The following is a 24,379-nucleotide window of genomic DNA, read 5'->3' on the forward strand; positions in this document are numbered from 1 at the left end:
AAAGAAGGTAGATCACGCATGGCGAACCAGATAGGTCTCCCGGCCGGGCTCTCGGACTACATCCGGGAGTCCTCCCTGCGCGAGGACGAGGTCTTGCGGAAGCTGCGCGGGACGACGTCGGAACTTGCCACGGGCAGCGCGATGCAGGTCACGCCCGAGGAGGGTCAGCTGCTGACGCTGCTGGCCGGCCTCACCCCGGCCCGGAGGATCCTCGAGATCGGCACGTTCACCGGGTACAGCACCCTGTGCCTTGCCCGTGCGCTCGCGCCCGGCGGACGGCTCGTCACCTGCGACATCACCGACCGCTGGCCGCAGATCGGCGCCGACTACTGGACCAGGGCGGGCGTCGACGGGCAGATCGATCTCCGGATCGGTGACGCGACCGACACCCTCAAGGCCATGATCGCGGACGAGGGCCCCGGTGGGTTCGACTTCGTCTTCATCGACGCCGACAAGCAGCGCTATCCGGACTACTACGAGATGGCGCTGACTCTCCTCGGCGACCATGGGCTGATCGTGGTCGACAACACCCTGTTCTTCGGAAGGGTCGCAGACCCCGACGCGCAGGACGCCGACACCGCCGCGATCCGCACGTTCAACATTCTGGTCCGCGACGATCCGCGGGTGGAGATGTCGCTGGTCCCCATGGCGGACGGCATCACGTTGATCCGGAAGAAACAGCGGATGCGGGAGTGAGCGGCCCTTGGAAAGGGCGAGATTCGCCTCGAGCCAGCGGATGAATGAGCAATCGCTGAGTAGGATTCTGTATTTCTACTGGCAAACCACTTCTCGTGTTGCTCGGCAATTGAACGGTGTCGCTGGGTGGCCGATGCGGTATGTGCAGCGACTCGTTCCGCTCACACCGTAGAGGCTGTCCCGCAATACCCGGCGAGTATTGCGGGACAGCCCCTACGGTGTGAGCGGAGAAGCACCCCGTGCCGTCCCGCGGCAAGAGGCGCCGGTTTCACGCCTCGGTACGAGGCCCCGGTGCAAACGACACCTGCGGGCGCGCATGCCTGCCCGACCTCGTCCGCCCCGGGTCCGCGGGCAGCGGCGCCGGACGCTCCAGCCAGGTGTCGATCGGGACAAGACAGGAATTCAGGATGAATGCCAGGGTCTTGTACGTTCCGATGAGGGCCAGCAGTTCGAGGAGCTGCTCCTCGCTGTAGCGCTGGGCAAGCTGCCCCCACGTGCCGTGGGACAGCGTTGACCTGGTGTGGAGCTCGTCGACCGCATCGAGGAGGGCGGCTTCGAAGGGCATCCAGCCGGAGGTGTCCTCGGAGCCGACTGCGGCGATGACCGTCTCGCTCAGTCCGACGAGGAGTCCCGCGGCGTGGTGGTGGGCCCAGATGTACGGGGCCTGGGAACGCCATGCCGTTCGCAGGATGACGATCTCGCGTTCGTGTGCCGGGAGGACGCCGCCGGCCACGTGTGCCATCAGTGGCTGCATCGCGGGCAGCAGCTCCGGGTGGTTGGCGATGGTCCGCAGAACGTTCGGCGGAGGCCGGTCCGCGAGGAGCCCGTTCAGCATCCGACCCACCGTCTGCGCATAGCTCTGGCCGGCAGGCGTGGCGGCGAAGTCCTCTACGTCCTGCGGGTCGATCCTGGGCCGCATTCCCCCACCTTCTGCTCAGTGTCACCGCGTCGGTTTTCGTGGACGGACGGCTCGGCTTTGGAAGCCGCTTTCCGTCGGCCGGGTTCCAACGGTAATGGAACCCGAGGGAATTTCAAACCTCGAAGGTTCGGGTTTGGGGAAATTTTTTGACACTCCTCGTCGCTGCACCGAACAACACTCTCCGAGTGATATGCATCTGCAAATTCAGAAGGTGTGGCGAACCGCCCCGAAACCGAACTGGAGTATTGGCGTTGTGCGATTGATGTGTAGTATCAATGCGTTGCTGATCACGGCTCGAACGGCAGGCCGGTATCGCCGGATTCCTGAAGGCCGGACGTGTGCCATCACGCGCCCTCTCCCCGCCGAGCCGGCGAAGACGAAGAGTTGGGAAGCGGTGCCGTGAACCGATCCGAGTCCACGTCTGCTGAGCGAATCCATGCGAGGGACGACGCCATCGCGGTGGTGGGGGTGTCCTGCCGGCTGCCGTCCGCAGAGGATCCTGCGCGGTTCTGGCGGCTGCTGACCGGGGGAGTGAGCGCGGTGTCGCAGGTGCCGCCGGGGCGGTGGAGCACTAGGGCCCCTGCCTCCGGCGAGACCGGCTGGGGTGCCTTCTTAGCCGAAGTCGACCGTTTTGACGCCGAGTTCTTCGGGATCTCGCCGCGTGAGGCGCGGTCGATGGACCCACAGCAGCGCCTCGCACTGGAGCTGGGCTGGGAGGTCCTGGAGGACGCGGGCTTGGCGTCGGCTGCGGTTCGAGGCAGCGACACCGGGGTGTTCGTCGGCGTGACCGCGGACGACTACAGCGCACTGGCCCGGCGCGGGGGACCAACGGCGATCGGGCATCACACCCTGACCGGCCAGAACCGCAGCCTGATCGCGAACCGGGTGTCCTACTTCCTGGGGCTTCGGGGACCGAGCCTGGTGGTGGACACCGGGCAGTCGTCGTCGCTGGTGGCGGTGCACCTGGCGTGCGAGAGCCTGCGGCGCGGGGAATCGGCGATGGCGCTGGCCGGCGGTGTGCACCTCAACCTGGTGCTGGACAGCGCGGTGGCGGAGGCCCAGCTCGGTGCCCTGTCCCCGGTAGGCCGCTGCTTCACCTTCGACGAGCGCGCCAACGGGTACGTCCGCGGCGAGGGTGCGGGCATGGTGCTGCTCAAGCCGCTGGCGAGGGCGCTGGCCGACGGGGACGAGATCTACTGCGTCATCGAGGGGAGCGCGGTCGGCAACGACGGCCCCAGCGAGGGCCTGACCGTCCCCGACCCCCGGGGACAGCAGGCGGTGTTGCAGGCGGCGTGCCGGCGTGCGGGGGTCGACCCGGGCGCGGTCCAGTACGTGGAGCTGCACGGGACCGGCACCCGGGTGGGTGATCCGGTGGAGGCATCGGCGCTCGGCACCGTGTACGGGGCGGGCCGTTCCGACGGCGACCCGCTGCTGGTCGGCTCGGTGAAGACGAACGTGGGGCATCTGCAGGGCGCCGCGGGAATCACCGGCCTCCTGAAGGTCGTGCTGTCGCTGCGGAACGGCGAGCTCCCGGCGAGCCTGAACTTCCAACTGCCCAACCCGCTCATCCGCTTCAGCGAGTGGCACCTGGACGTGGTGACATCGAACCGTCCCTGGCCCTACCGCGACGGCCGTGCCCTGGCCGGAGTCTCATCGTTCGGCGTGGGCGGCACCAACTGCCACCTGATCGTGTCAGCCGCCGAACCGGTGCCCGTCAGTGCGCCTGCGGGCGAGAACGTCGGTATGGCGGACAGTGCCCTCATGGCGGGCGGCGCCGTGCCGTTGCCGCTTTCGGGCCGGACCCGGGACGCCCTGCGTGCGCAGGCCGTCAGCCTTGCATCCCGTCTGGAGGAGAACCAGCGACTCGACCCGGTGGACGTGGGCTTCTCCCTGGCGACCACCCGGACTGCGCTCGACCACCGCGCCGTCGTCCTCGCGCCGGACCGGCCGGGTGCCCTGGACGCGCTGGCGGCGCTGGCCGATGGCGAGTCCGCGACAGGCGTGGTGCGGGGAGTCGCCGACGTCGAGGGCAGGACGGTGTTCGTATTCCCCGGACAGGGTGCGCAGTGGGCGGGCATGGGCATCCGTCTGATGGCGGAGTCCCCGGTGTTCGCCGAGCGGCTGGCCGAGTGCGCCGCCGCGCTCGCGCCCTATGTGGACTGGTCGCTGCCGGAGGTCTTGGAGCAGACAGAGGGGGCGCCGTCGCTGGAACGCGCGGACGTGATCCAGCCCGCCTCCTGGGCGGTGATGGTCTCCCTCGCGGCCGTGTGGCAGGCGCACGGAGTGGTCCCGGACGCGGTGGTGGGGCATTCCCAGGGGGAGATCGCGGCGGCGTGCGTGTCCGGTGCGCTGTCACTGGAGGATGCGGCCAGGGTCGTGGCGCTGCGCGGCCGGATCATCGCACGCCGCCTGGCGGGGACGGGCGGCCTGCTGTCGGTGTCGCTGCCCCACGGCGAGGTCGAGGCACGGCTCCACCACCGGGACGGCCTGGTGTCGGTCGCGGCGGTGAACGGACCGACCTCGGTGGTGGTCTCCGGTGACCTGGAGGCGCTGGACGGGCTTTTCGATGAACTCGCGGGCGAGGACATGCGGGTGCGGCGGATCGCCGCTGACTACGCTTCGCACTCGGCGCAGGTGGAGCCAGTACGCGAGGAGCTGCTGGCCTCGCTGGAGAGCATCAGTCCGCGCCGGGCCGAGGTGCCGTTCTTCTCCACGGTGACCGGCGAGTGGCTGGACACCACCGGTATGGACGCCGGGTACTGGTATCGCAACCTGCGACAGACCGTTTGCTTCGAACCGGCCGTCCGTGCGCTGCTCGGGCAGGACCACCGGTTCTTCGTCGAGGTCAGCACCCATCCCGTGCTGACCGCAGCGGTGCAGGAGATCATCGACGATGCCGCGGACGGTCCGGCCGTCGCCGTCGGCACGCTGCGCCGGGAAGTGGGCGGGGCGGACCGGTTCCTGAGCTGTCTGGCCGAGTTGTTCGTCCGCGGTGCGCCGGTCGACTGGTCGCGCTCGTTCACCGGGACCGGCGCCAAGCGGGTGGCGCTGCCCACGTACGCGTTCCAGCGGGAGCGGTACTGGCTCGAGGAGCCGGCCGGAGGTGCCGCGGCGCAGGACACCGCCCCGGCCGCTCCGGTGGTCGTGCACGGGCACGCTCACGGTCCGGATGGGCACTCCGCCGTTCCGAACGGACACGCTGACGGTCAGGAGCCCGGCCGTGTGGCGTCCGACGCTCCGTGGACGCGCGCACGCCTGGGGCGGCTGGTTCGCACGGAGACGGCGATGGTGCTGGGTTTCACCTCCGCAGATCAGGTGAATCCGGCTCGATCCTTCAGGGAACTGGGCTTCGATTCGGCGATGGCGGTGGAGCTGGTGACCCGGCTGAAGGCCGCGACCGGACTGCGGGTGCCCAACACCGCGCTGTTCGACCATCCCACGCCGGACCGGTTCGCGGATCATCTGGACGCTGAGTTCACCGGCCCGGAATCCGGTGGTGCGTCGTCGGCGCCCCGCGACGTCCCCGCGGACGAACCGGTTGTCGTCGTGGGGATGGCCTGCCGCTTCCCGGGCGGGGTGACCTCGCCGGAGGGGCTGTGGGACCTGGTGTCGGGCGAAGAGGACGCCATCTCCGGCATGCCCACCAACCGAGGGTGGGCGCCGGAGACGCCGGCGACCGGGAGGCCGGGCGGGTTCCTGTACGACGCGGACCGTTTCGACGCGGCGCTGTTCGGGATCTCGCCGCGCGAGGCGGAGGCCATGGACCCACAGCAGCGGCTGGCGCTGGAGGTGAGCTGGGAGGCGGTGGAACGGGCCGAGATCGCTCCTTCGTCCCTGCACGGCAGCCGGACCGGGGTGTTCGTGGGGGCGATGGCCCAGGACTACGGTCCGCGGCTGCAGGACAGCTCCGGTGACGCGGAAGGGTATCTGCTGACCGGCACGTCGCCGAGCGTCCTTTCCGGCCGGATCGCCTACGCTCTGGGGCTGCGGGGGCCCGCCCTGACCGTGGATACGGCATGCTCCTCGTCTCTGGTGGCGTTGCATCTGGCAGCGCAGGCGCTGCGAGCCGGTGAGTGCTCCCTGGCACTGGCCGGCGGTGTCACCGTCATGTCGGAGCCCGGGATCTTCGTGGAGTTCGCCCGGCAGGGCGGTCTTTCGCCCGACGGCCGCTGCAAGGCGTACGCGGAGGCCGCGGACGGCACCGGCTGGTCCGAAGGCGTGGGAATACTGGTACTGGAGAGGCTGTCGGACGCGATCCGGGGCGGCCACCGGGTGCTGGCGGTACTGCGCGGCTCCGCGGTCAACTCGGACGGGGCGTCGAACGGCCTGACCGCGCCCAGCGGAATCTCGCAGCAGCAGGTGATCGGCCAGGCCCTGGCCGGTGCGGGCCTGGTGCCGTCGGACGTGGACGCGGTGGAGGGGCACGGCACCGGCACCCGGCTGGGTGACCCGATCGAGGCTCAGGCGCTGCTCGCCACCTACGGGCAGGGCCGGGACCGGGATCGTCCGCTGCTGCTGGGGTCACTCAAGTCGAACATCGGGCACACGCAGGCCGCCTCCGGCGTCGCGGGCGTCATCAAGATGATCCTGGCGATGCAGCACGGTGTACTGCCCCGGACGCTGCACGTGGACACGCCGTCGTCGCAGGTGGACTGGTCGGCCGGCGCGGTGGAGCTGCTCACCGGCTCCGCCCCGTGGCCACAGGTCGAGCGGCCCCGCCGCGCAGGCGTGTCGTCGTTCGGCATCAGCGGCACGAACGCGCACGTGATCATCGAGCAGCCGTCGCAGGACCGGCCCGGTCGGCCCGCCGCTCATCCACCGGCCGCGCTCCGGGCGGAGGCCGGGCCCGAAGTGGTGCCGTGGCCGGTGTCGGCGCGCACCGAGGCGGCGCTGGAGTCCCAACTGGACCGGCTGGCCGCCTTCATGGCCGACACCGGCACGGCGGCGCTGGACATCGGCTACTCGCTGACGACGACACGCTCCGAGCTCGAGTGCCGAGCGGTACTGCTGGCCGCGGCGGACAGTACGGAGGGCCGCGCCGGGCGGACCGTGCGGGTGGCAGAGGGCACGGTGGCGGGCGACCCCGACCCCGTGGCGCTGCTGTTCGCCGGCCAGGGCGCGCAACGGCTGGGCATGGGTCGCGAGCTGCACGCCCGCTTCCCGGTGTTCGCGGCGGCGTGGAACGAGGTCTGCACGCTGCTGGACGGAGAACTGGAACGGCCGCTGCGCGAGGCGGTGTTCGGAGACGACGCGGGGCTCCTGAACCGTACCGAGTACGCCCAGCCCGCGCTGTTCGCCCTGGAGACAGCCCTGTTCCGGCTGGTGGAGTCGTGGGGCGTGGTGCCTGATCTGCTGGTCGGGCATTCAGTCGGAGAGATCGCGGCGGCACATGTGGCCGGGGTGCTGTCCCTTCCCGACGCGTGCAAACTCGTCGCCGCACGCGGACGGCTGATGCAGGCACTGCCGGACGGCGGCACCATGATTGCGCTGCAGGCCACTGAGGACGAGGTGATGCCGCTGCTCGCCGGCTCCGAGGACCGGGTGGGGCTCGCCGCGGTCAACGGCCCGCAGGCGGTGGTGGTGTCCGGGGACACCGCCGCGGTGGAGGCGATCGCGGACCGGTTCGCGGCCGGCGGCCGCAGGACCACTCGGTTGCGGGTCGGCCACGCGTTCCACTCCCCGCTGATGATGCCGATGCTGGACGAGTTCCGCGCGGTCGCCGAGGGTCTGGCCTTCGGCGAGCCGCGCATCCCGATCGCCTCGACCGTCACCGGGGAGCCGATCGATGCGGAGCTGATCCGTACACCTGACTACTGGGTCCAGCATGTCAGGCTGACCGTGCGGTTCGCCGACGCGGTCGGTGCCGCGGCCGCCGCCGGCGCCCGTACCTTCCTCGAACTGGGCCCGGACGCCACGCTGTCCGTACTGGCGCAGGATGTTCTCACCGACGTGGCGGGCGTCGAGACGGTGCCGCTGCTGGGCAGGGACCGTGACGAGGAGTCCACGACGGTGACCGCGGCCGCCCGGCTGTACGTGCGGGGCGTGCCGGTCCGCTGGACCGAGATGTTCGCCGGCACCGGCGCGCGCCGTGTCGCGCTGCCGACCTACGCGTTCCAGCGGGACCGGTACTGGATCACGCCCGCGGGCAAGGCCGCGGCGGACGGCGTGGTCTCGGCAGGGCTCAGCGGTGTGGCGCACCCGCTGCTCGGCGCGGTCGTGGAGCTGCCCGGCACCGGTGGTCTGCAGTGCACCGGCCTGCTGTCGGTGACGGCACAGCCGTGGCTGGCCGACCATGTGGTGGCCGGACAAGTGACCTTTCCCGGGACCGGGTTCGTGGAGCTGGCGGTACGGGCCGGTGACGAGGTCGGCTGTGGTCTGGTCGAGGAGCTCACCCTGGTCACACCGCTGGTGCTGTCCGGGCAGGGCGACGGCGGTGTGCGGATTCAGGTAGCCCTGGACGCCCCCGGTGACGACGGCCGACGCGCCCTGGGCATCTACTCGCGGCCCGCCGACACGCCGGACGGGCCATGGGCACTGCACGCCACAGGCGTAATCGCGCCGGGTACGTCCGCGGCCGACGCCGATCACGGGCCGGTGGCCGACGCCGATCACGGGCCGGTATGGCCACCGAAGGACGCCGTACCGGTCGACCTGGACGGCTTCTACGAGGGGCGGCGTGATACCGGACTCGCTCACGGGCCGGCGTTCCGGGGTGTCCGGGCGGTCTGGAGGGCGGGCGACGAGGTGCTGGCCGAGGTCGTGCTTCCTGAGCACGTCGCCGACGATGCCGACGCCTTCCGGCTCCATCCCGCGCTACTGGATTCGGCGCTGCACATCGCGGCGCTGACCGGGCTCGACGACTCGGACGGCGCGCGGCTGCCGTCGGCGTGGTCCGGGGTGTTGCTGCACGCCGTGGGTGCGTCGGTGCTGCGGGTGCGGATGAGCAGGACGGGCGAGGACACGGTCATGCTGACCGCGGCGGACGCCGCGGGCGATCCGGTGGTGTCGGTGCGCACGCTGGTGCTGCGCCCGCCGGCGGCCGACGCCGCGGGGGCCAGGGCCGCGCAACCGCTTCTGCGTCTGGACTGGCTGCCCGCCCCGGTGCCGGACACCTCCGGGCATGACCGTGTCGCGGCCGGGGAGGCGGTGCTGCTCCCGGTCACCGCGCCCGTCGGCGTGCCGGTGCCGGAGGCGGTCCGTGCCGTCACTGCGTCCGTGCTCGACGCGCTGCGGCAGCACCTTGAGGACGGGAACGGGAACGAGGACGGCGACGGCCGACGGCTGGTGTTCGTGACCCGCGGAGCGGTGGCCACCACCCCCGAGGCGGCGCCTGACGTGGTGGCGGCATCGGTGTGGGGGCTGGTGCGTTCGGCCCGGCAGGAAAGCCCCGGCAGTTTCGTGCTGCTCGACCTGGACCCCACGGACGACGGGGATCCGGTGTCGGCTGCCGCGGGAACGCTCCGTGCGGCGCTGGACTGCGATGAGCCCGAGTTGGCGCTGCGCGCCGGTGAGCTGCTGGTGCCTCGCCTGGCCGCCGCCGACGCCCCGGACCTGTCGGCGCCGGGCACGGTGTGGGACGGCGACGGCACCGTGCTGGTCACCGGCGGCCTCGGCGGCCTCGGCGCGCTGGTCGCCAAGCACCTGGTCACCACGCACGGGGTCCGTCACCTGCTGCTGGTCGGCCGTCGGGGTGCCGCCGCGGAGGGCGCCGACGAGCTGGTGGCCGAGCTGACCGGACAGGGCGCCCGGGTGGCCGTCGCCGCCTGCGACGTCTCCGACCGCGCGGCCCTGGCCGCCCTGCTGGAGGAGATCCCGGACCAGCACCCGCTGACCGGTGTCGTGCACGCCGCCGGTGTGCTCGACGACGGGTTGGTCGGGGCGCTGACCCCGGATCGGCTGGACAGGGTGTTCCGTCCGAAGCTTGACGGCGCGTGGCATCTGCACGAACTGACGCGCGACCGCGGCCTGACGGCTTTCGTGGTGTTCTCGTCGGTGTTCGGCGTCCTTGGCAACGCGGGACAGGCAAGTTACACCGCGGCGAACGCGTTCCTGGACGCGCTCACGCAGCGGCGGTGCGCAGAGAGGCTCGCGGGTCTGTCGATCGGCTGGGGGCCTTGGCCGCAGGACGCCGGTATGTCCGCTGGGCTGACCGCGGCGGAAATGGGGCGGATCACGAGGGCCGGGTTGCCGACGCTCTCCGTCGAGCAGGGACTGGCCTGGTTCGACGCCGCAGGTGCGGCGGGAGAGGCATCCGTCGTCGCCTCACGGGTCGACCGGGCTGCCGTGCGCGCGCGTGACACCGTGCCTGCCGTTTTCCGCGGACTGGTGCCCGCCGGGCCCGCCCGTCGGGTCGCCGCCACCGGTAGCGGCTCCGGCCTGCTCGCCGGGCTGACGCCCGACCGGGCCCGTGCCACCCTGCTGCAGCTGCTGCGCGAGCAGGTGGTGGCGGTGCTCGGGCACGCGGGTCCGGCGACGATCGGGGTCGGTCGGACGTTCAAGGACATGGGCTTCGACTCCCTGACCGCCGGCCAGTTGCGGAACAGCCTGAGGAAACGGACGGGCCTGAGCCTGCCCTCGACCCTGCTCTATGACCATCCGACGCCGGAAGCGCTGGCCGCCCGTCTGTGGACCGAGCTGGGCGGCGGGATCGACGAGCGGCGGGAGGGCCCCGAGCCGACCCCGCTCACGGAGGGCGGCCCGGCGGCCGCGGCACCCGGTGCGGAGCCGATCGCGATCATCGGAATGAGCTGCCGGTTCCCCGGCGGGGTGCGCTCGCCCGAGCAGCTGTGGGAGCTGCTGGCCGCGGGCACGGACGCCATCACCCCGCTGTCCGCCGACCGCGGCTGGGACCCGGGCGTGTACCACCCCGATCCGGACCGCGCAGGCAGGACCTACTCGTCGGCGGGGGGCTTTCTCGACGGCGCGGCCGGGTTCGACGCGACGTTCTTCGGCATCTCCCCGCGTGAGGCGGCCTCGATGGAACCGCAGCAGCGGATGCTGCTGGAGCTCGCCTGGGAGGCGTTCGAACGCGCCGGCCTCGATCCCGGGTCCCTGCGGGGCAGCATGACCGGTACGTTCGTCTCGGCAACGGCCCAGCAGTACGGCGCGGGGGCGTCGGCGGACTCCGACGGGTACCAGCTCACCGGAACGATCCCCAGCGTGCTGTCGGGTCGCCTCGCCTACATGTTCGACTTCGGTGGGCCGTCCGTGACGGTGGACACGGCCTGTTCGTCGTCCCTGGTCGCGCTCCACATGGCGTGCCAGTCGCTGTGCTCGGGAGAGAGCACCCTGGCCCTCGCCGGCGGCGCCACGGTGCTGACCAGCCCGGACGTTCTTGTCTCACTGAGCAGACACCGCGTCATGGCACCGGACGGGCGCTGCAAGGCGTTCGCCGAGTCCGCGGACGGCATGGGCATCGCCGAAGGCGCCGGTCTCCTGGTGCTGGAGAGGCTGTCGGACGCCGTCCGGCACGGCCACCGGGTGCTGGCGGTCGTCCGCGGGTCCGCGGTGAACTCCGACGGTGCCTCCAACGGGCTGACCGCACCGAGCGGTCCGGCGCAGCAGCGGGTCATCCGGCAGGCCCTCGCCAACGGCGGGCTGTCGGCGTCCGACGTCGACGCCGTCGAGGCACACGGAACCGGCACGGCACTGGGCGATCCGATCGAAGCGCATGCGCTGCTGGCCACCTACGGCCAGGACCGGGGCGGCAACCCGCCGCTGCTGGTCGGCTCGGTCAAGTCCAACATCGGACACACCCAGGTCGCCGCGGGTGTCGCGGGTGTCATCAAGATGGTGATGGCGCTGCGCCACGGCCAGTTGCCGAAGACGCTGCACGTCACCGAGCCGTCCTCCCGTATCGACTGGGACTCGGGCGCGGTCAGCCTGCTGACCGAGTCGGCACCGTGGCCCGACCTCGGCCGTCCGAGGCGGTGCGGGGTGTCGGCGTTCGGGATGAGCGGGACCAACGCGCACGTCGTCCTGGAGCAGGCCCCGACACCCGCCGCCGACCGGCCCTCGCTCGCGGGTCCGGTCCCGGACGGGCCGGCAGCATGGCCGGTGACGGCCAAAACGGCCGGAGCGCTGCGCGCCCAGGCCGAGAAGCTGCTCGCCCACCTGGACGACCACCCTGGGCTCCGGCCCATGGACGTCGGGTACTCGCTGGCGACGACCCGCGCCGCGCTCGAGCACCGGGCGGTGCTGGTCGGCGACGACCGCGCGGCGCTGCGCGAGAGCCTGGCGGCCCTGGCCGAGGGCACCTCGCATCCCGCCGTACTGCGGGCAACAGCGCCCGGGCGGGGCCCAGTGGTCTTCGTCTTCCCGGGGCAGGACGCGTCGTGGAGCGGGATGGCCGCCGGGCTGCTCGACGTCTCGCCTGTCTTCGCCGCCCGCGTCGGCGAGTGCGAGGCGGCTCTGGCCCCGTACCTCGACTGGTCGCTCACCGGCGTGATGCGCGGCGAGCCCGGCGCTCCCCCGATCGAGGGGCGGCCCGATGTGCTGCAGCCCGTGCTGTGGGCGATCATGGTCTCGCTCGCCGCCCTCTGGCGCTCGTTCGGTGTCGAGCCGGCCGCCGTGATCGGTCACTCCCAGGGCGAGGTCGCCGCCGCCTGCGTGAGTGGCGGATTGTCGCTGGACGACGGTGCTCGCGTGGTGGCGCTGCGCAGCCGGCTCATCCGCGAACGCTTGTCCGGGAGTGGCGCGATGATGTCGGTGATGGCGTCGCCGGAGCACATACGGGCGCTGCTGGACGGGGTGTCCGGCGCGGTGTCGATCGCGGCGGTCAACGGACCCGAGACGGTGACGGTCTCCGGTGATCCGGCTGCCCTCGACGAGGTCGAGCGCGGCCTGTCCGCAGCCGGGATCATGCGCTGGAGGCTGGCCGGCGTGGACTTCGCCGCCCACTCGGCGCACACCGACGAGATCGAGCCCGAGTTGCTCGAGATGCTGGCTCCGGTGCGGCCCCGCCCGTCGGAGGTGCCGTTCTACTCCACGGTGACCGGGGGCCGCCTGGACACGGAGGAGCTTGACGCCCGGTACTGGTGCCGGAACCTGCGGCAGACCGTGTCCTTCGCCGAGACGATGACGGGCCTCGTGCGCGAGGGATACGGTTTCATGATCGAGGTCAGCCCGCATCCGGTGCTCGCGGTCGGCACCAGCGAGATCATCGAGCGCGCGGGCAGCCCCGCGGTCACCCTGGGCACCCTGCGGCGGGACGACGACGGATGGGACCGTGTCCTGCGCTCGCTCGGGGAGGCGTACGCCCACGGCGTTCCCGTCGACTGGAGCACGGTGCTCTCCGGCGGCCGTACGGTGGACTTGCCCACCTACGCCTTCCAGCACGAGTCCTACTGGACAGCCCCGCCCGCCTCGACGCCCCGCACGACGGACTCCACCGACGACCCGCTGTGGGACGCCGTGGGCCGGGGGGACGCCGCCGAGGTCGCCACGCTGATCGGCCTCGAAGCCCAATCCAAGGAAGCGCTCGACTCGGTGCTCCCGGCGCTGTCGGCGTGGCGCAGGCGGCAGGACGAGCACTCACTGATCAGCACGTGGCGCTACCGGACCGTGTGGACACCCCTGCGTGTCCCCGCCGACCCGTCACTGACCGGTACATGGCTGGTGGTGACCACGGACGGTGTCGACGATGCGGATGTGCTGGCCGCACTGACCGCACACGGCGCCCAGGTGCGCCGTGTGGTCCTCGACGGGACCTGCACCGATCCTGAGTTGCTGGCGGCACGGCTCGGCGACGTCGACCGCGCGGCCGGAGTGCTGTCGCTGCTCGCGGCGGCCGAGGAGCCGGACGGGGGCGAGCCCGCACTGCCCGCCGGTCTGGCGCTGACCGTGTCACTGGTCCAGGCGCTGCTGAGGTCCGGTGCCGAAGTCCCGCTGTGGACGGTGACCCGAGGCGCGGTCCCGACGGGCCCGGCCGACCCGGTGCGCCACCCGCGGCAGGCGATGGTCCTCGGGCTCGGACGGACCGCGGCGCTTGAGGCACCATCGCTGCGGGGCGGGCTGGCCGACCTCCCCGAGCGGCTCGACCCCGAGGCCGCCGGGCGATTCGCTTCGCTCCTCTCGGGGGGCTTGAGGGAGGACCAGGCGGCCGTGCGATCCTCGGGCGTGCTCGTCCGGCGACTGGTGAGCGCACCGGCACGAGCCGACTCGCCCGGCACCTGGACGCCCAGCGGCACGACGCTGGTGACGGGCGGCACCGGGGCGCTGGGCAGCAGGGTCGCCCGGTGGCTGGCCCGGCAGGGAGCCGAGCACCTGGTGCTGTTGAGCCGGCGTGGCCCGGCGGCACCGGGCGCGGCCGAGCTGACGGCGGAGCTCAGTGCCAACGGGGCGACCGTCGACGTGGTGCGGTGCGATCTGACCGACAGGGATGCCGTGGCCGCGGTACTCGACCGGCTCTCGGCGAACGGCAGTCCGGTGCGCGCGGTGGTGCACCTGGCGGGGACGCGCGCCCTCGGGCCGCTGGGCACGGAGCGCCTCGACCATTTCGCCGATGCGGTGCATGCGAAGGTGGCGGGCGCCGCCCACCTCGACGAGCTGCTCGACGCCACCGGCCTGGACGCCTTCGTGCTGGTCTCGTCGGTGGCCGGTGTCTGGGGTGTAGGCGACCACGCGGCACAGGCGGCGGCCAATGCGTATCTGGAGGCGCTGGCGTCACAGCGTCGTGCCCGCGGCGCCTGCGCGACGGCGATCTCCTGGGGCCCCTGGGAGGAGGCACGCAGTCAGATGAGCGAACAGGACGGTGAGCAACTCGTCCGCGGCGGGGTGTCCTTCCTCGACGGCGACCTGGCCCTGGCCGGGCTCGCCCAAGCACTGCACGAGGAGGAGACCGCGCTGACGGTCGTCGACATCGACTGGGAGCGTTACCTCCCTGTCGTCACCGCGGCCGGTCCCAGTCCGCTCTTCAGCGAGCTACCGGAGGCACGGCGCCTCGACGAGCCCGCACCCACGAGCGACGACGGCGGGTTCACGGTGCGGTTGCGGAAGCTTCCCCCCGCGGAGCAGCGACGACTGCTCGTGGACCTGGTGCGGCGCGAGGCCGCGGCGGCGCTCGGCCACTCCTGTGGCGAGGCGGTCGACGAGCACGCGGCGTTCCGCGACAACGGCATGGACTCGCTCGCCGCGGTCGATCTGCGCAACCGCCTTGCCTCAGCGATGGGCACGGCGCTGCCCAGCACCGTCGTGCTCACTCACCCCACCCCGGCCGAACTGGCCGGCCATCTCATCGACCACCTCGCCTCACCGCCGACGGAGGACGGCGGCACCGGCGGCGCCTCACCGGCCGACCTGGTCGCACGCCTCCACCGCGACGCCGTGCAGACCGGCCGCATGGACGACGCCGAGACCCTGCTCTTCGACCTCGCCGCCCTCCGGCCCAAGAGCACGGGGCCCGTCCCGCCCACCGTGGACCGGCTCACCGCGGCCACCTCAGGCACCCGCCTGATCTGCGTGGCCCCCGTCGTACCCCTGACCGGGCCCGACACCTACTTCGCACTCTCCCAGGCGCTGCCCGAGGACTGGACCGTGTCCTGCCTGACGCCTCCCGGCTTCGGCAGCGACGAGATACTGCCCGCCACCCGGGAGGCGCTCGTCGAGGGACTGGCCCAGGCCGTGGACGCCCGGAGCGGCGACAACAACGGCGAGCCGGTGATCCTCCTGGGCACTTCATCCGGCGGCATCCTTGCTTACGAGACCGCCCGCCACCTCGCCGACCACGGCACGCCCGTGCAGGCCGTCGTCCTGCTGGACACCTACATCCTGGAAACCCCCACCGCCCGCGCGCTCCGTCCCCACCTGTGGCACGGCCTGTACGAGCGCGAGCACGTCGTCGGCAGCTACACCGCTACGGACCTGTCCGCCTACGCCTGGACGGAACGGCTCCTCCGCACCTGGACCCCAGCCCCCGCGCCCTTCCCGACCCTGCTCCTCCGCGCCTCGGAACCCCTCCCCGTCCCGCACGGGACCGACACGGGGCGGGACGACTGGCAGACAGCCCTTCCCCACATCACCACCACCCTGACCGTCTCGGGCAACCACTTCACCCTCATCAACCAGCACGCCGCTACCACTGCCGCCCACATCGCCGACTGGCTCACCGGGCAGGGAGGGGTATGACAACAGCTGTGTCGCGTTTCGGTGGTGGACGCCGTCCGCAGATCCCGCCCTCGGCCGCGGCGCCGGCTTCTGGGCCGCCCGCTGATCCAGTAGCACACCGGAGCCACGCGCAGACAGATCACGGTGCTCCCGGGGCCTCCCGCCCGTGTGCGACCCGCGTACGGTCCGGGCAGCCGGGTGCCGGTTAGCCTGACCGCATGCGTGTCACCAGGGAGCTGCCGTCGCTCGCCGCCGGCGAGGTCGACGTGCCCTTCGTGATCAAGGGGTACGAGGAGGTCGTCGCCGACGACACGGCCTGGAACGAACACTCGCACCCGTGGCACGAACTCCTCTGGAACGAGCAGGGCGCGTCCACGGTCGTGGTGGGTTCCCAGGTGTGGTGCGTCACACCGACCCTGGGACTGTGGATGCCGGCGGGGCAGACGCACTCCGCCTCCGCGGTCGCGGGCACCTCGTACCGGGCACACTTCTTCCGGTACGGCACGGTCTCGGCGCTGCCCGACGTGCCGGTCGCCGTGGACATCACCCCGCTGCTCCGGCTCCTGCTGGAGCGGCTCGAGGAGAAGGACCTGCCGTCGCGCTCCCGGGCGGTGACCGAGACCATGGTTCTCGACGTGCTGCGGCCGTCGGCCCGCGCGCTGCTGGTGCAGTTGCCCACGTCCGCGTTGCTCCGGCCGATCGTGGACGCGGTACGGGCCGATCCGGCCCACCAGCGGACGCTGACCGGCTGGGCCTCCTCCCTCGGGTGCAGCGCCCGCACACTGACCCGGGCGTTCCAGACCGAGACGGGCACGAGTTTCGCCCGGTGGGTCGCCGCGGTACGGGCCCAGCACGCCGTGCACCTCCTCTCCCGCGGATTCGAGGTCGACGTGGTGGCCGACGCGGTCGGCTACCGCTCGGCGAGCGCCTTCGGGGCGGCCTTCCGGCGGACGACGGGTGCGACTCCGGGCAGGTTCCGGGCGCGCTGACACAACGGGGCGCAGGCCGTCCCGGGAGTCGCAGCGGGGGCGAAGGCCGTCCGGGGAGCGGGGTGGAGGCTGTCCCGGGCGGCGGCCGTCCCGTGGCGATCCCGTCCCCGCCGGATGTCCCGATCGCTACAAGGGCTGTCGAAAAGGCTCGATTGATGTGCGCACATCGACTCCATACCCTGTGCAGGCAAGGCTTACCTAACTTGCCGTGCCACTCTGGATCGAAAGTGACGAGACGCGTCGATGAGAACTCCACGCCTTCCTGCGCTCGCCCTCGCGGCGGCCCTCCTGTCCGTCCTCACCGCCTGCGGCGGCCAGGACGGTGACCAGGACGACAGCAGCGCCACCGGCGCCGGTGCCGGCGCCGAGGGCTCCGGCCAGTTCCCCGTGACGATCAAGCACGCGCTCGGGACCACCGAGATCCCCTCGAAGCCCACGCGCGTCGCCACCGTCAACTGGGCCAACGAGGAAGTGCCGCTCGCCCTCGGCGTCGTCCCCGTCGGCATGGCCAAGGCCACCTTCGGTGACGACGACGGGGACGGCGTGCTGCCCTGGACCGAGAAGCGGCTGGGGGAGCTCGGCGCGAAGACCCCGGTCCTGTTCGACGAGACCGACGGCATCGACTTCGAGGCCGTCGCCGACACCCGGCCCGACGTCATCCTCGCCGCGTACTCCGGACTGACCGAGCAGGACTACGAGACCCTCAGCCAGATCGCCCCCGTGGTGGCCTACCCGGAAGCGGCCTGGGCGACCCCGTGGCGCGACATCATCCGCCAGAACAGCAAGGCCATCGGACTCGCCGACGAGGGCGACAAGCTCATCGGCGACCTCGAGGGGAAGATCAGCGAGACCGCCGCCAAGTACCCCCAGCTCAAGGGCAAGACGGCGATGTTCATGACGCACGTGTCCTCCAAGGACGTCAGCCAGGTCGGCTTCTACACGACCCACGACACCCGCACCCAGTTCTTCACCGACCTCGGCATGGAGATCCCCGCCAGCGTCTCCGGGCCGTCGAAGTCGACGAAGAAGTTCGTCCTCACCAAGAGCGCCGAGCGCATCGACGACTTCAACGACGTCGACATCATCACCGGCTACGGCGACGACACGGGCGAGCTCCTCAAGGCCCTCGAGGACGACCCGCTCACCTCGAAGCTGGCCGCCGTGAAGCGGGGCTCCCTCTACCTGCTGCCCGGCAGCACCCCGCTGGCCACCGCCGCCAACCCCACCCCGCTGTCGATCCCGTACGTCCTGGACGACTACCTGAAGGCGCTCGCCGCGGCCGCGGACAAGGTCAAGTGACCGTCACCGCCACCCCGACCGCGCCGGACGCCGTCCTGGTACGGCGTCCGGCGCGCGTCCGCGTCCTCTGGCTCCTCGTGGTGGCCGCCGTCCTGATCGCCGTCATCGTGGCCTCCTTCGCCCTCGGCTCCCGTGCCGTGGCCTGGTCCGACGTGTGGGCGGCGCTCGGCGGAGCGGAGTCCACCCTCGAGGAGGCGGCCGTCGCCAAACGCGTACCGCGCACCCTCCTCGCCGTCGTCGTGGGCGCCGCCCTCGGACTCTCCGGCGCGGTCATGCAGGGAGTGACCCGCAACCCGCTGGCCGACCCCGGCATCCTCGGCGTCAACATGGGAGCCTCCCTGGCCGTGGTCACCGCCATCGCCTACCTCGGCCTCGCGTCGGCGTCCGGTTACATCTGGGTGGCGATGCTCGGTGCGGCACTGACCGCCGGCTTCGTGTACGCCATCGGTTCGCTGGGCCGCGGCGGCGCCACCCCGTTGAAGCTGGCCCTCGCCGGCGCCGCCATCACGGCCGCGCTCACCTCGCTGGTCAGCGCCGTCGTACTGCCCCGCAACGACATCTCCGACACCTTCCGGCTGTGGCAGATCGGCGGTGTCGGAGGCGCCTCCTACGACCAGCTCGGCAGCGTCCTGCCCTTCCTCGGCGCCGGGTTCGCGCTCTGCCTGGCCTCCGCCCGGGCCCTCAACTCACTGGCACTGGGCGACGACCTGGCCGCCGGACTCGGTGAACGGGTGGCCCTCGTCCGGGCCGGCGCGGCGCTCGGCGCGGTCGTGCTGTGCGGCGCGTCCACCGCCGTCGCCGGGCCGATCCTCTTCGTCGGTCTCGTCGTACCGCACGCCTGCCGGCTCCTGGTGGGCGTGGACCACCGCTGGCTGCTGCCGTTCTCCGCGCTGGGCGGCGCGATCCTGCTGACCGCCGCCGACGTGGTGGGCCGGGTCGTGGCCCGGCCGGCCGAGATCGACGTGGGGATCCTGACCGGGATCATCGGCGCCCCGTTCTTCATCCACATCGTCCGACGCCAAAAGGTCAGGTCCCTGTGAGCGCACCAGCCGTCCGCGCCCCGTCCACGTCGGCGGCCGTCACCCGTGCCCGGGTCCGCGGCGCGTACCGGCGACGGCTGCTCGTCCTGACGCTGCTGCTCCTCGTCGTCGCCGCGTTCGTCACGACCCTCATGGCCGGCCACACCTTCTACCCGGCCGGCGACGTGCTGCGCGTGGTCATGGGCGAGCAGGTGCCGGGCGCGTCCTTCACCGTGGGCAGGCTGCGGCTGCCGCGGGCGGTACTGGCGCTGACCGCCGGATTCAGCTTCGGCATGGCCGGTGTCACCTTCCAGACGATGCTCCGCAACCCCCTCGCCAGCCCCGACGTCATCGGCATCAGCGCGGGAGCGAGCGCGTCGGCGGCCCTCGCCATCGTGACCTTCTCGATGAGCGGGACCGGGGTGTCGGTCGTGGCGATAGCCGCCGCGCTCGGGGTGGCGCTGCTCATGTACACCCTCGCGTTCCGCGACGGGGTCGCCGGCACCCGGCTCATCCTGATCGGCATCGGTGTCGCCGCGATGCTCGACAGCGTGACCTCCTACGTCCTGTCGCAGGCCGGTGAGTGGGACCTCCAGGAGGCGATGCGCTGGCTCACGGGAAGTCTCAACGGCACCACGTGGGAGGAGACCGTGCCCGCCGTCCTCGCCGTGCTCGTGCTCGGCCCCGTGCTGCTGTCCCGCGCCCGTGATCTGAGCGCGCTGAGCCTGGGCGACGACACGGCCTCCGCCCTCGGTGTCCGCGTCGAACGCACCCGTGTGACGGTGATCGTCGCGGCCGTCGGGCTGATCGCGTTCGCGACGGCGGCCGCCGGACCGATCGCCTTCGTCGCGTTCCTGTCCGGGCCGATCGCCGCCCGGCTGACGGGGACCGGCGGGTCCCTGCTGGTGCCCGCGGGACTGGTCGGCTCCCTCCTCGTCCTGGTCGCCGACTTCACCGGCCAGTACGCCTTCGACACCCGCTACCCCGTGGGCATCGTCACCGGTGTCCTCGGCGCGCCCTACCTCGTCTACCTGATCGTCCGCACCAACCGGGCCGGAGGCTCACTGTGACCGCGTCCCACACCCTCGCCACCGAGGACCTCACGCTCGGCTACGGCGACCGTGCCGTCATCGAGGGCCTGGACCTGACCCTCGCGGCCGGGCGGATCACGGTGATCGTCGGCGCCAACGCCTGCGGCAAGTCGACGCTGCTGCGCGCGATGTCCCGGCTGCTCGTCCCGCGCGTCGGCCGGGTCGTCCTGGACGGCAAGGAGGTCCACCGCACCCCCGCCAAGGAACTCGCCCGCACCCTGGGCCTGTTGCCCCAGTCGCCGGTCACCCCCGAGGGCATCACGGTGCTGGACCTGGTCGGCCGGGGCCGCCACCCCCACCAGCGCGCCTTCTCCCGCTGGACGGCGAAGGACGACGCGGCGGTCGCCGCCGCGCTGGAGGCCACCCACACGACCGATCTGATGGACCGGGCCGTCGACGAACTCTCCGGCGGCCAGCGCCAGCGCGTGTGGATCGCGATGGCGCTGGCCCAGCAGACCGACCTGCTGCTCCTCGACGAGCCCACCACGTTCCTCGACATCAGCCACCAGATCGAGGTCCTCGACCTGCTGACCGACCTGAACCGGACCCGCGGCACCACGATCGTCATGGTCCTGCACGACCTCAACCTGGCCGCGCGCTACGCGGACCGGCTCATCGCCCTGGCGTCCGGACGACTGCACGCCGCCGGCACGACCGGGGACGTGATGACCGAGGACACGGTCCGGGCCGTGTACGGCATGGAGAGCCGCGTCATCGAGGACCCGGTCTCCGGCAGACCCCTCGTGCTGCCCATCGGCCGCCACCACTCGACGGCGGCGGGTGCCGGGGCCGCGGCCGGAACTCCCTCGACCGCGGACAGCACGAGCTGACCACGCGTGGTGGCACCCCGGCCCGGGGCGTCACCACGCGCACGCGGATCATGGACGGGACGAGGGCGCCCCCGGCGCCCGTCCGCCGCCCGGCGCGTCCCACCACCGATCACGCCCGGAAAACCCGACCGGCACGTCCGGCCCCAGGAACACGGAGTACGTCCATGCGCTCGTCCCACCCGCAACCACCGCCCGAGGTGTCCGCGTCGCCGCGGCACGCGAGCGGCGTGCGCCCGGCTGCCGGACCGGCCGGGAGCCGCTGAGCCATGACCCCGAAGCTTGCCGCGCTGCTGCCCGACCTCGCGCCCTGGCGCTCCTCCCGCGACTTCCGCCTCCTGTGGTCGCAGGGCCTGGTCACCTACCTCGGCAGCGTGATGGCGCTGATCGCGCTGCCACTGCAGATCAAGGACCTGACCGGCTCCCCGCTGGCGGTGGGCGTGATGGGCGCCGTCGAACTGGTACCGCTGGTCGTCTTCGGCCTGTACGGCGGCGCACTCGCGGACGCGGTGGACCGGCGCAAGGTCATCGTGCTGACCGAGGCGGGACTGGGACTCCTGGCGGTCGTCCTGCTGCTGAACGCGATGCTGCCGCAGCCCGCGCTGTGGCCGCTGTACGTGGTGGCCGCCGGAGTGGCGGCACTGGCCGGACTCCAACGGCCGGCCCTGGACTCGCTCCTGGCCCGGATCGTCCCGCACGACCAGCTCGCCGCGGCGGCCGCGCTGAACGCCCTGCGCTGGCAGGCCGGCGCGATCGCCGGGCCCGCGGCGGCGGGCCTCGTCGTGGCGTACGCGGGCAACGTCCCCGCGTACGCCACCACCGTGGTCTGCTTCTGCGTCTCCATCCTGATGTGCCGCAGGCTCTCGCCGGTGCCGCCCGCCGAGCAGGCGGCCAAGCCGTCGTGGCGCGGCATCGTGGAAGGGGCCCGGTACGCCTGGTCCAGGCCGGTGCTGCTGGGCACGTACGCGATCGACCTGGCGGCGATGTTCTTCGCCTTCCCGAACACCATCTTCCCCTTCCTCGCCGACGAGCTCGACGCCGACTGGTCGCTGGGCCTGATGTACTCGGCGGGAGCCGTCGGGTCGCTGGTGGTCAGCCTGACCAGCGGCTGGGCGTCCCGCACACAACGGCACGGCCTGCTGGTGGTGTTCGGCGCCGCCGGCTGGGGACTGGCCATGGCAGCGGCAGGCTGGACGTCGCAGGTCTGGCTGGTCCTGGTGTGCCTGGCCCTGGCAGGAGCCGGTGACATGGTCAGCGGGCTGGGCCGCTCCACCATCTGGAACCAGACCATTCCCGACCGGCTGCGCGGCCGGCTGGCCGGCATCGAGGTCCTGTCCTACAGCGTCGGCCCGCAGCTCGGCCAGGTCCGCGCCGGGGCGATGGCCGGCTGGACCGGCGCCCGCCCGGCGATCTGGACCGGCGGGCTCGCCTGTGTCGCCGCGGTGGGCCTGCTCACCGCCGCACTGCCCAAGCTGATCAGCTACGACGCCCGAACCGACGAGGACGCCGCCCGCCGCCGTGCCGACGAGGGCGTCCCAGGCCGCACGCCGGACCCGGCCGGCCCCGGCCCCCAGGACGCGGGGCCGACCGTTCCCACCGCCGTTCACGAAGAGCCTCTGCGCGAAGAGCCCCGGAGCCCCTGACCACGTCGGGCACGGACATGGTCCCCCCGACGCCCCGTCCCCGGCCGTCCCGTCGCCCCGACACCCCGCCCCGTCGTGCCGGCGCGTCGGCGACGTCTCCGTCGCCGACCCGGAGCCGTGGCCGGCCGCCGATCAGGACGGAACAGCACCGTGCGGGACGGAACAGCACCGGGCGGGACGGAACAGCACCGGGTGGGACGGAACGGCACCGGGCGGGGGGCCCGGTGCCGCGGCCGGCGTGTACGGCGCTTTTCGCCCGCGGGGTGCGCTCGTCAGTCGTCGAGGGCGTCCAGGACGTCGGCGAGGTCGACGAACTTGAAGCCCGTGGCTTCCCTGTCGCCGTCCTCGGGAGCCATGTGGCCGTCCTGGACGACGAGCAGGCCGTTCGGGTACGTGGCGCCCAGCGGCTCGGCGAGCACGTCCGCGCCGTCGCACTCCTCGGAGCCGTCCAGCGCCTCGGACGCGGCGGTCACCCGGAAGCCGCCCTCGTGCTCGTAGTCGTCGGACCGCTCCCGGTCGTAGGCGACGAAGGTGTCGTCGCCCTGGCTGGAGGCGAGCAGGTAACCGTCACCCTCGTCCTGCTTGAGCAGGGTCAGGCCCTCGACGTCCGCGGAGACGTGCTCGCCTCCGAAGCCGGGGTCCTCGCCCGGCAGGCACTCGTCGGACGCTTCGTCGTACGTGGCGGGGACACCGTACTCGCGGACCTTGTCCTGCAGCACGGGCCTGCCGGTCAGGTCGGCCCGCAGGCGCCAGATGCCGACGTCCTCCTGCCCGGCGAAGAGCGTGCCCGTCTCGGGGTCGACGGCCATCCCCTCGACCTGCGGTCCTTCACCGGGCTCGCCGCAGGGGGACCACCGGGTGCGGTCGGGCATCGTGAAGGTGTCCGGCAGGTCCAGGGTGCGGACCTGGCGGTAGGAGACCCTGCCGCCGGGGGTCGCGGTCAGCTCCAGCAACGCGATCCGGGTGGTCGCGTTCTGACTGACCAGCGCGTAGGACCTGCCCGTCGCCGCGTCGGTGTAGGTGGCCAGGCCGTACGCGGTGCTCTCCTCGTCGACCTCCTCCTGGGAGCCGGAGAAGATCCACGGTGCGGAGGGGTCCGTGACGTCGGTGAGCGGGGCGCCGGGCCCGTCCCCGTCGATGCGGTAGACACGCAGCTTGTCGCTGCCGCGGTCGCTGGTGACGGCCAGGTCCGCGGAGCCGGAGCCCAGTTTCATACCGTGGACGAGGTCGACGTTGTTGAAGCGGCCCGGAGCGTTGCCGGGAGCCGGTGCCTCGGGCGCGGGGACGGACTGCACCTCCCGGGCGTCGAGGTCGTAGACCCGCAGGCCGCCCTCCTTGGCGGTGGCGACGACGAGGCTGGCGTCAGGGTCGGCCGGGTTGCGCCAGATCGCCGGGTCGTCCGCGTTGGCGTTGCCCCCCTCGTCGTCGTCGAACATCGCGGCGGTCTCGGCCCGGGGGACGACCGCGGGCGGTTCGTCGGACGCTGCCGCTCCCGAGGGCACAGCCGCCATCGCGGCGGCGATCGCCAGGGTCGCGGCCACTGCGACAGCACCGGAACGACTTCTTCTGAACGCGTGCACGAACAGCCTCCTTGTCGAGGAGCAGGGCGTGTCCGGCGCGCATTCGCCGGCTGGGCCGCCGCCGCTTCCGTCGGTGTGACGAAATGACATGGTCACGAAAGCAGGCGGAGAGCGGGCGTCACGCCGGCTGCGCGCGCACGGCAGGAGGATGGCCACAGGGTAAATGGTTGAAAACCGAAGATTGTGGCTCCGTATCGGACTCAACGGCAGGGC

At 72.3% G+C, this 24,379-nt stretch carries 10 protein-coding genes; 8 read left to right on the top strand and 2 right to left on the bottom strand.

Going from position 1 to position 24,379, the window contains the following annotated elements; genetic code table 11:
• Positions 1-18: 18 nt before the first annotated feature.
• Positions 19-696 carry an O-methyltransferase gene (locus tag ACP4IX_RS07905; protein WP_426525719.1) on the top strand — a complete coding sequence of 226 codons (678 nt, stop codon included), beginning with the start codon at positions 19-21 and terminating at the stop codon, positions 694-696.
• A gap of 268 nt (positions 697-964) precedes the next feature.
• Here the strand turns inward: ACP4IX_RS07905 and ACP4IX_RS07910 are convergent, their stop codons facing one another.
• Positions 965-1,615 carry a carboxymuconolactone decarboxylase family protein gene (locus ACP4IX_RS07910; protein ID WP_426525717.1) on the bottom strand — a complete coding sequence of 217 codons (651 nt, stop codon included), beginning with the start codon at positions 1,613-1,615 and terminating at the stop codon, positions 965-967.
• A 399-nt stretch (positions 1,616-2,014) separates the two neighbouring features.
• Between ACP4IX_RS07910 and ACP4IX_RS07915 the strand changes: the two genes are divergently transcribed.
• From ACP4IX_RS07915 to ACP4IX_RS07945, 7 genes are all read left to right on the top strand, one after another.
• On the top strand, positions 2,015-15,739 hold the full coding sequence (locus ACP4IX_RS07915; protein ID WP_426555096.1) for a type I polyketide synthase: 13,725 nt from the start codon (positions 2,015-2,017) through the stop codon (positions 15,737-15,739).
• 197 nt (positions 15,740-15,936) lie between these two features.
• Entirely contained in the window at positions 15,937-16,707 is a 771-nt protein-coding gene (locus ACP4IX_RS07920; RefSeq protein ID WP_426555097.1) for an AraC family transcriptional regulator, read from the top strand.
• Between the two features lie 243 nt (positions 16,708-16,950).
• Entirely contained in the window at positions 16,951-18,006 is a 1,056-nt protein-coding gene (locus tag ACP4IX_RS07925) for an iron-siderophore ABC transporter substrate-binding protein (RefSeq protein ID WP_426525713.1), read from the top strand.
• Positions 18,003-19,046, top strand: a complete 1,044-nt coding sequence (locus ACP4IX_RS07930; RefSeq protein ID WP_426555098.1) for a FecCD family ABC transporter permease — start codon at positions 18,003-18,005, stop codon at positions 19,044-19,046. Before ACP4IX_RS07925 ends, ACP4IX_RS07930 begins: the two co-directional genes overlap by 4 nt.
• The gene (locus ACP4IX_RS07935; protein WP_426555099.1) at positions 19,043-20,095 is read left to right on the top strand and encodes a FecCD family ABC transporter permease; all 1,053 of its coding nucleotides are present in this window, start codon (positions 19,043-19,045) and stop codon (positions 20,093-20,095) included. The genes ACP4IX_RS07930 and ACP4IX_RS07935 overlap by 4 nt, the downstream gene beginning before the upstream one ends.
• Positions 20,092-20,946, top strand: a complete 855-nt coding sequence (locus ACP4IX_RS07940; protein ID WP_426525707.1) for an ABC transporter ATP-binding protein — start codon at positions 20,092-20,094, stop codon at positions 20,944-20,946. Before ACP4IX_RS07935 ends, ACP4IX_RS07940 begins: the two co-directional genes overlap by 4 nt.
• 266 nt (positions 20,947-21,212) lie before the next feature.
• The gene (locus tag ACP4IX_RS07945) at positions 21,213-22,586 is read left to right on the top strand and encodes an MFS transporter (protein WP_426555100.1); all 1,374 of its coding nucleotides are present in this window, start codon (positions 21,213-21,215) and stop codon (positions 22,584-22,586) included.
• Positions 22,587-22,858: 272 nt separating this feature from the next.
• Here the strand turns inward: ACP4IX_RS07945 and ACP4IX_RS07950 are convergent, their stop codons facing one another.
• Complete coding sequence (locus ACP4IX_RS07950; protein WP_426555101.1) at positions 22,859-24,166, bottom strand: phytase; 1,308 nt, start codon at positions 24,164-24,166, stop codon at positions 22,859-22,861.
• Positions 24,167-24,379: the final 213 nt, after the last annotated feature.

Origin of the sequence: Streptomyces sp. WG5, from assembly GCF_049974565.1 — a bacterium.
In the GTDB taxonomy this organism is placed as follows: domain Bacteria; phylum Actinomycetota; class Actinomycetes; order Streptomycetales; family Streptomycetaceae; genus Streptomyces.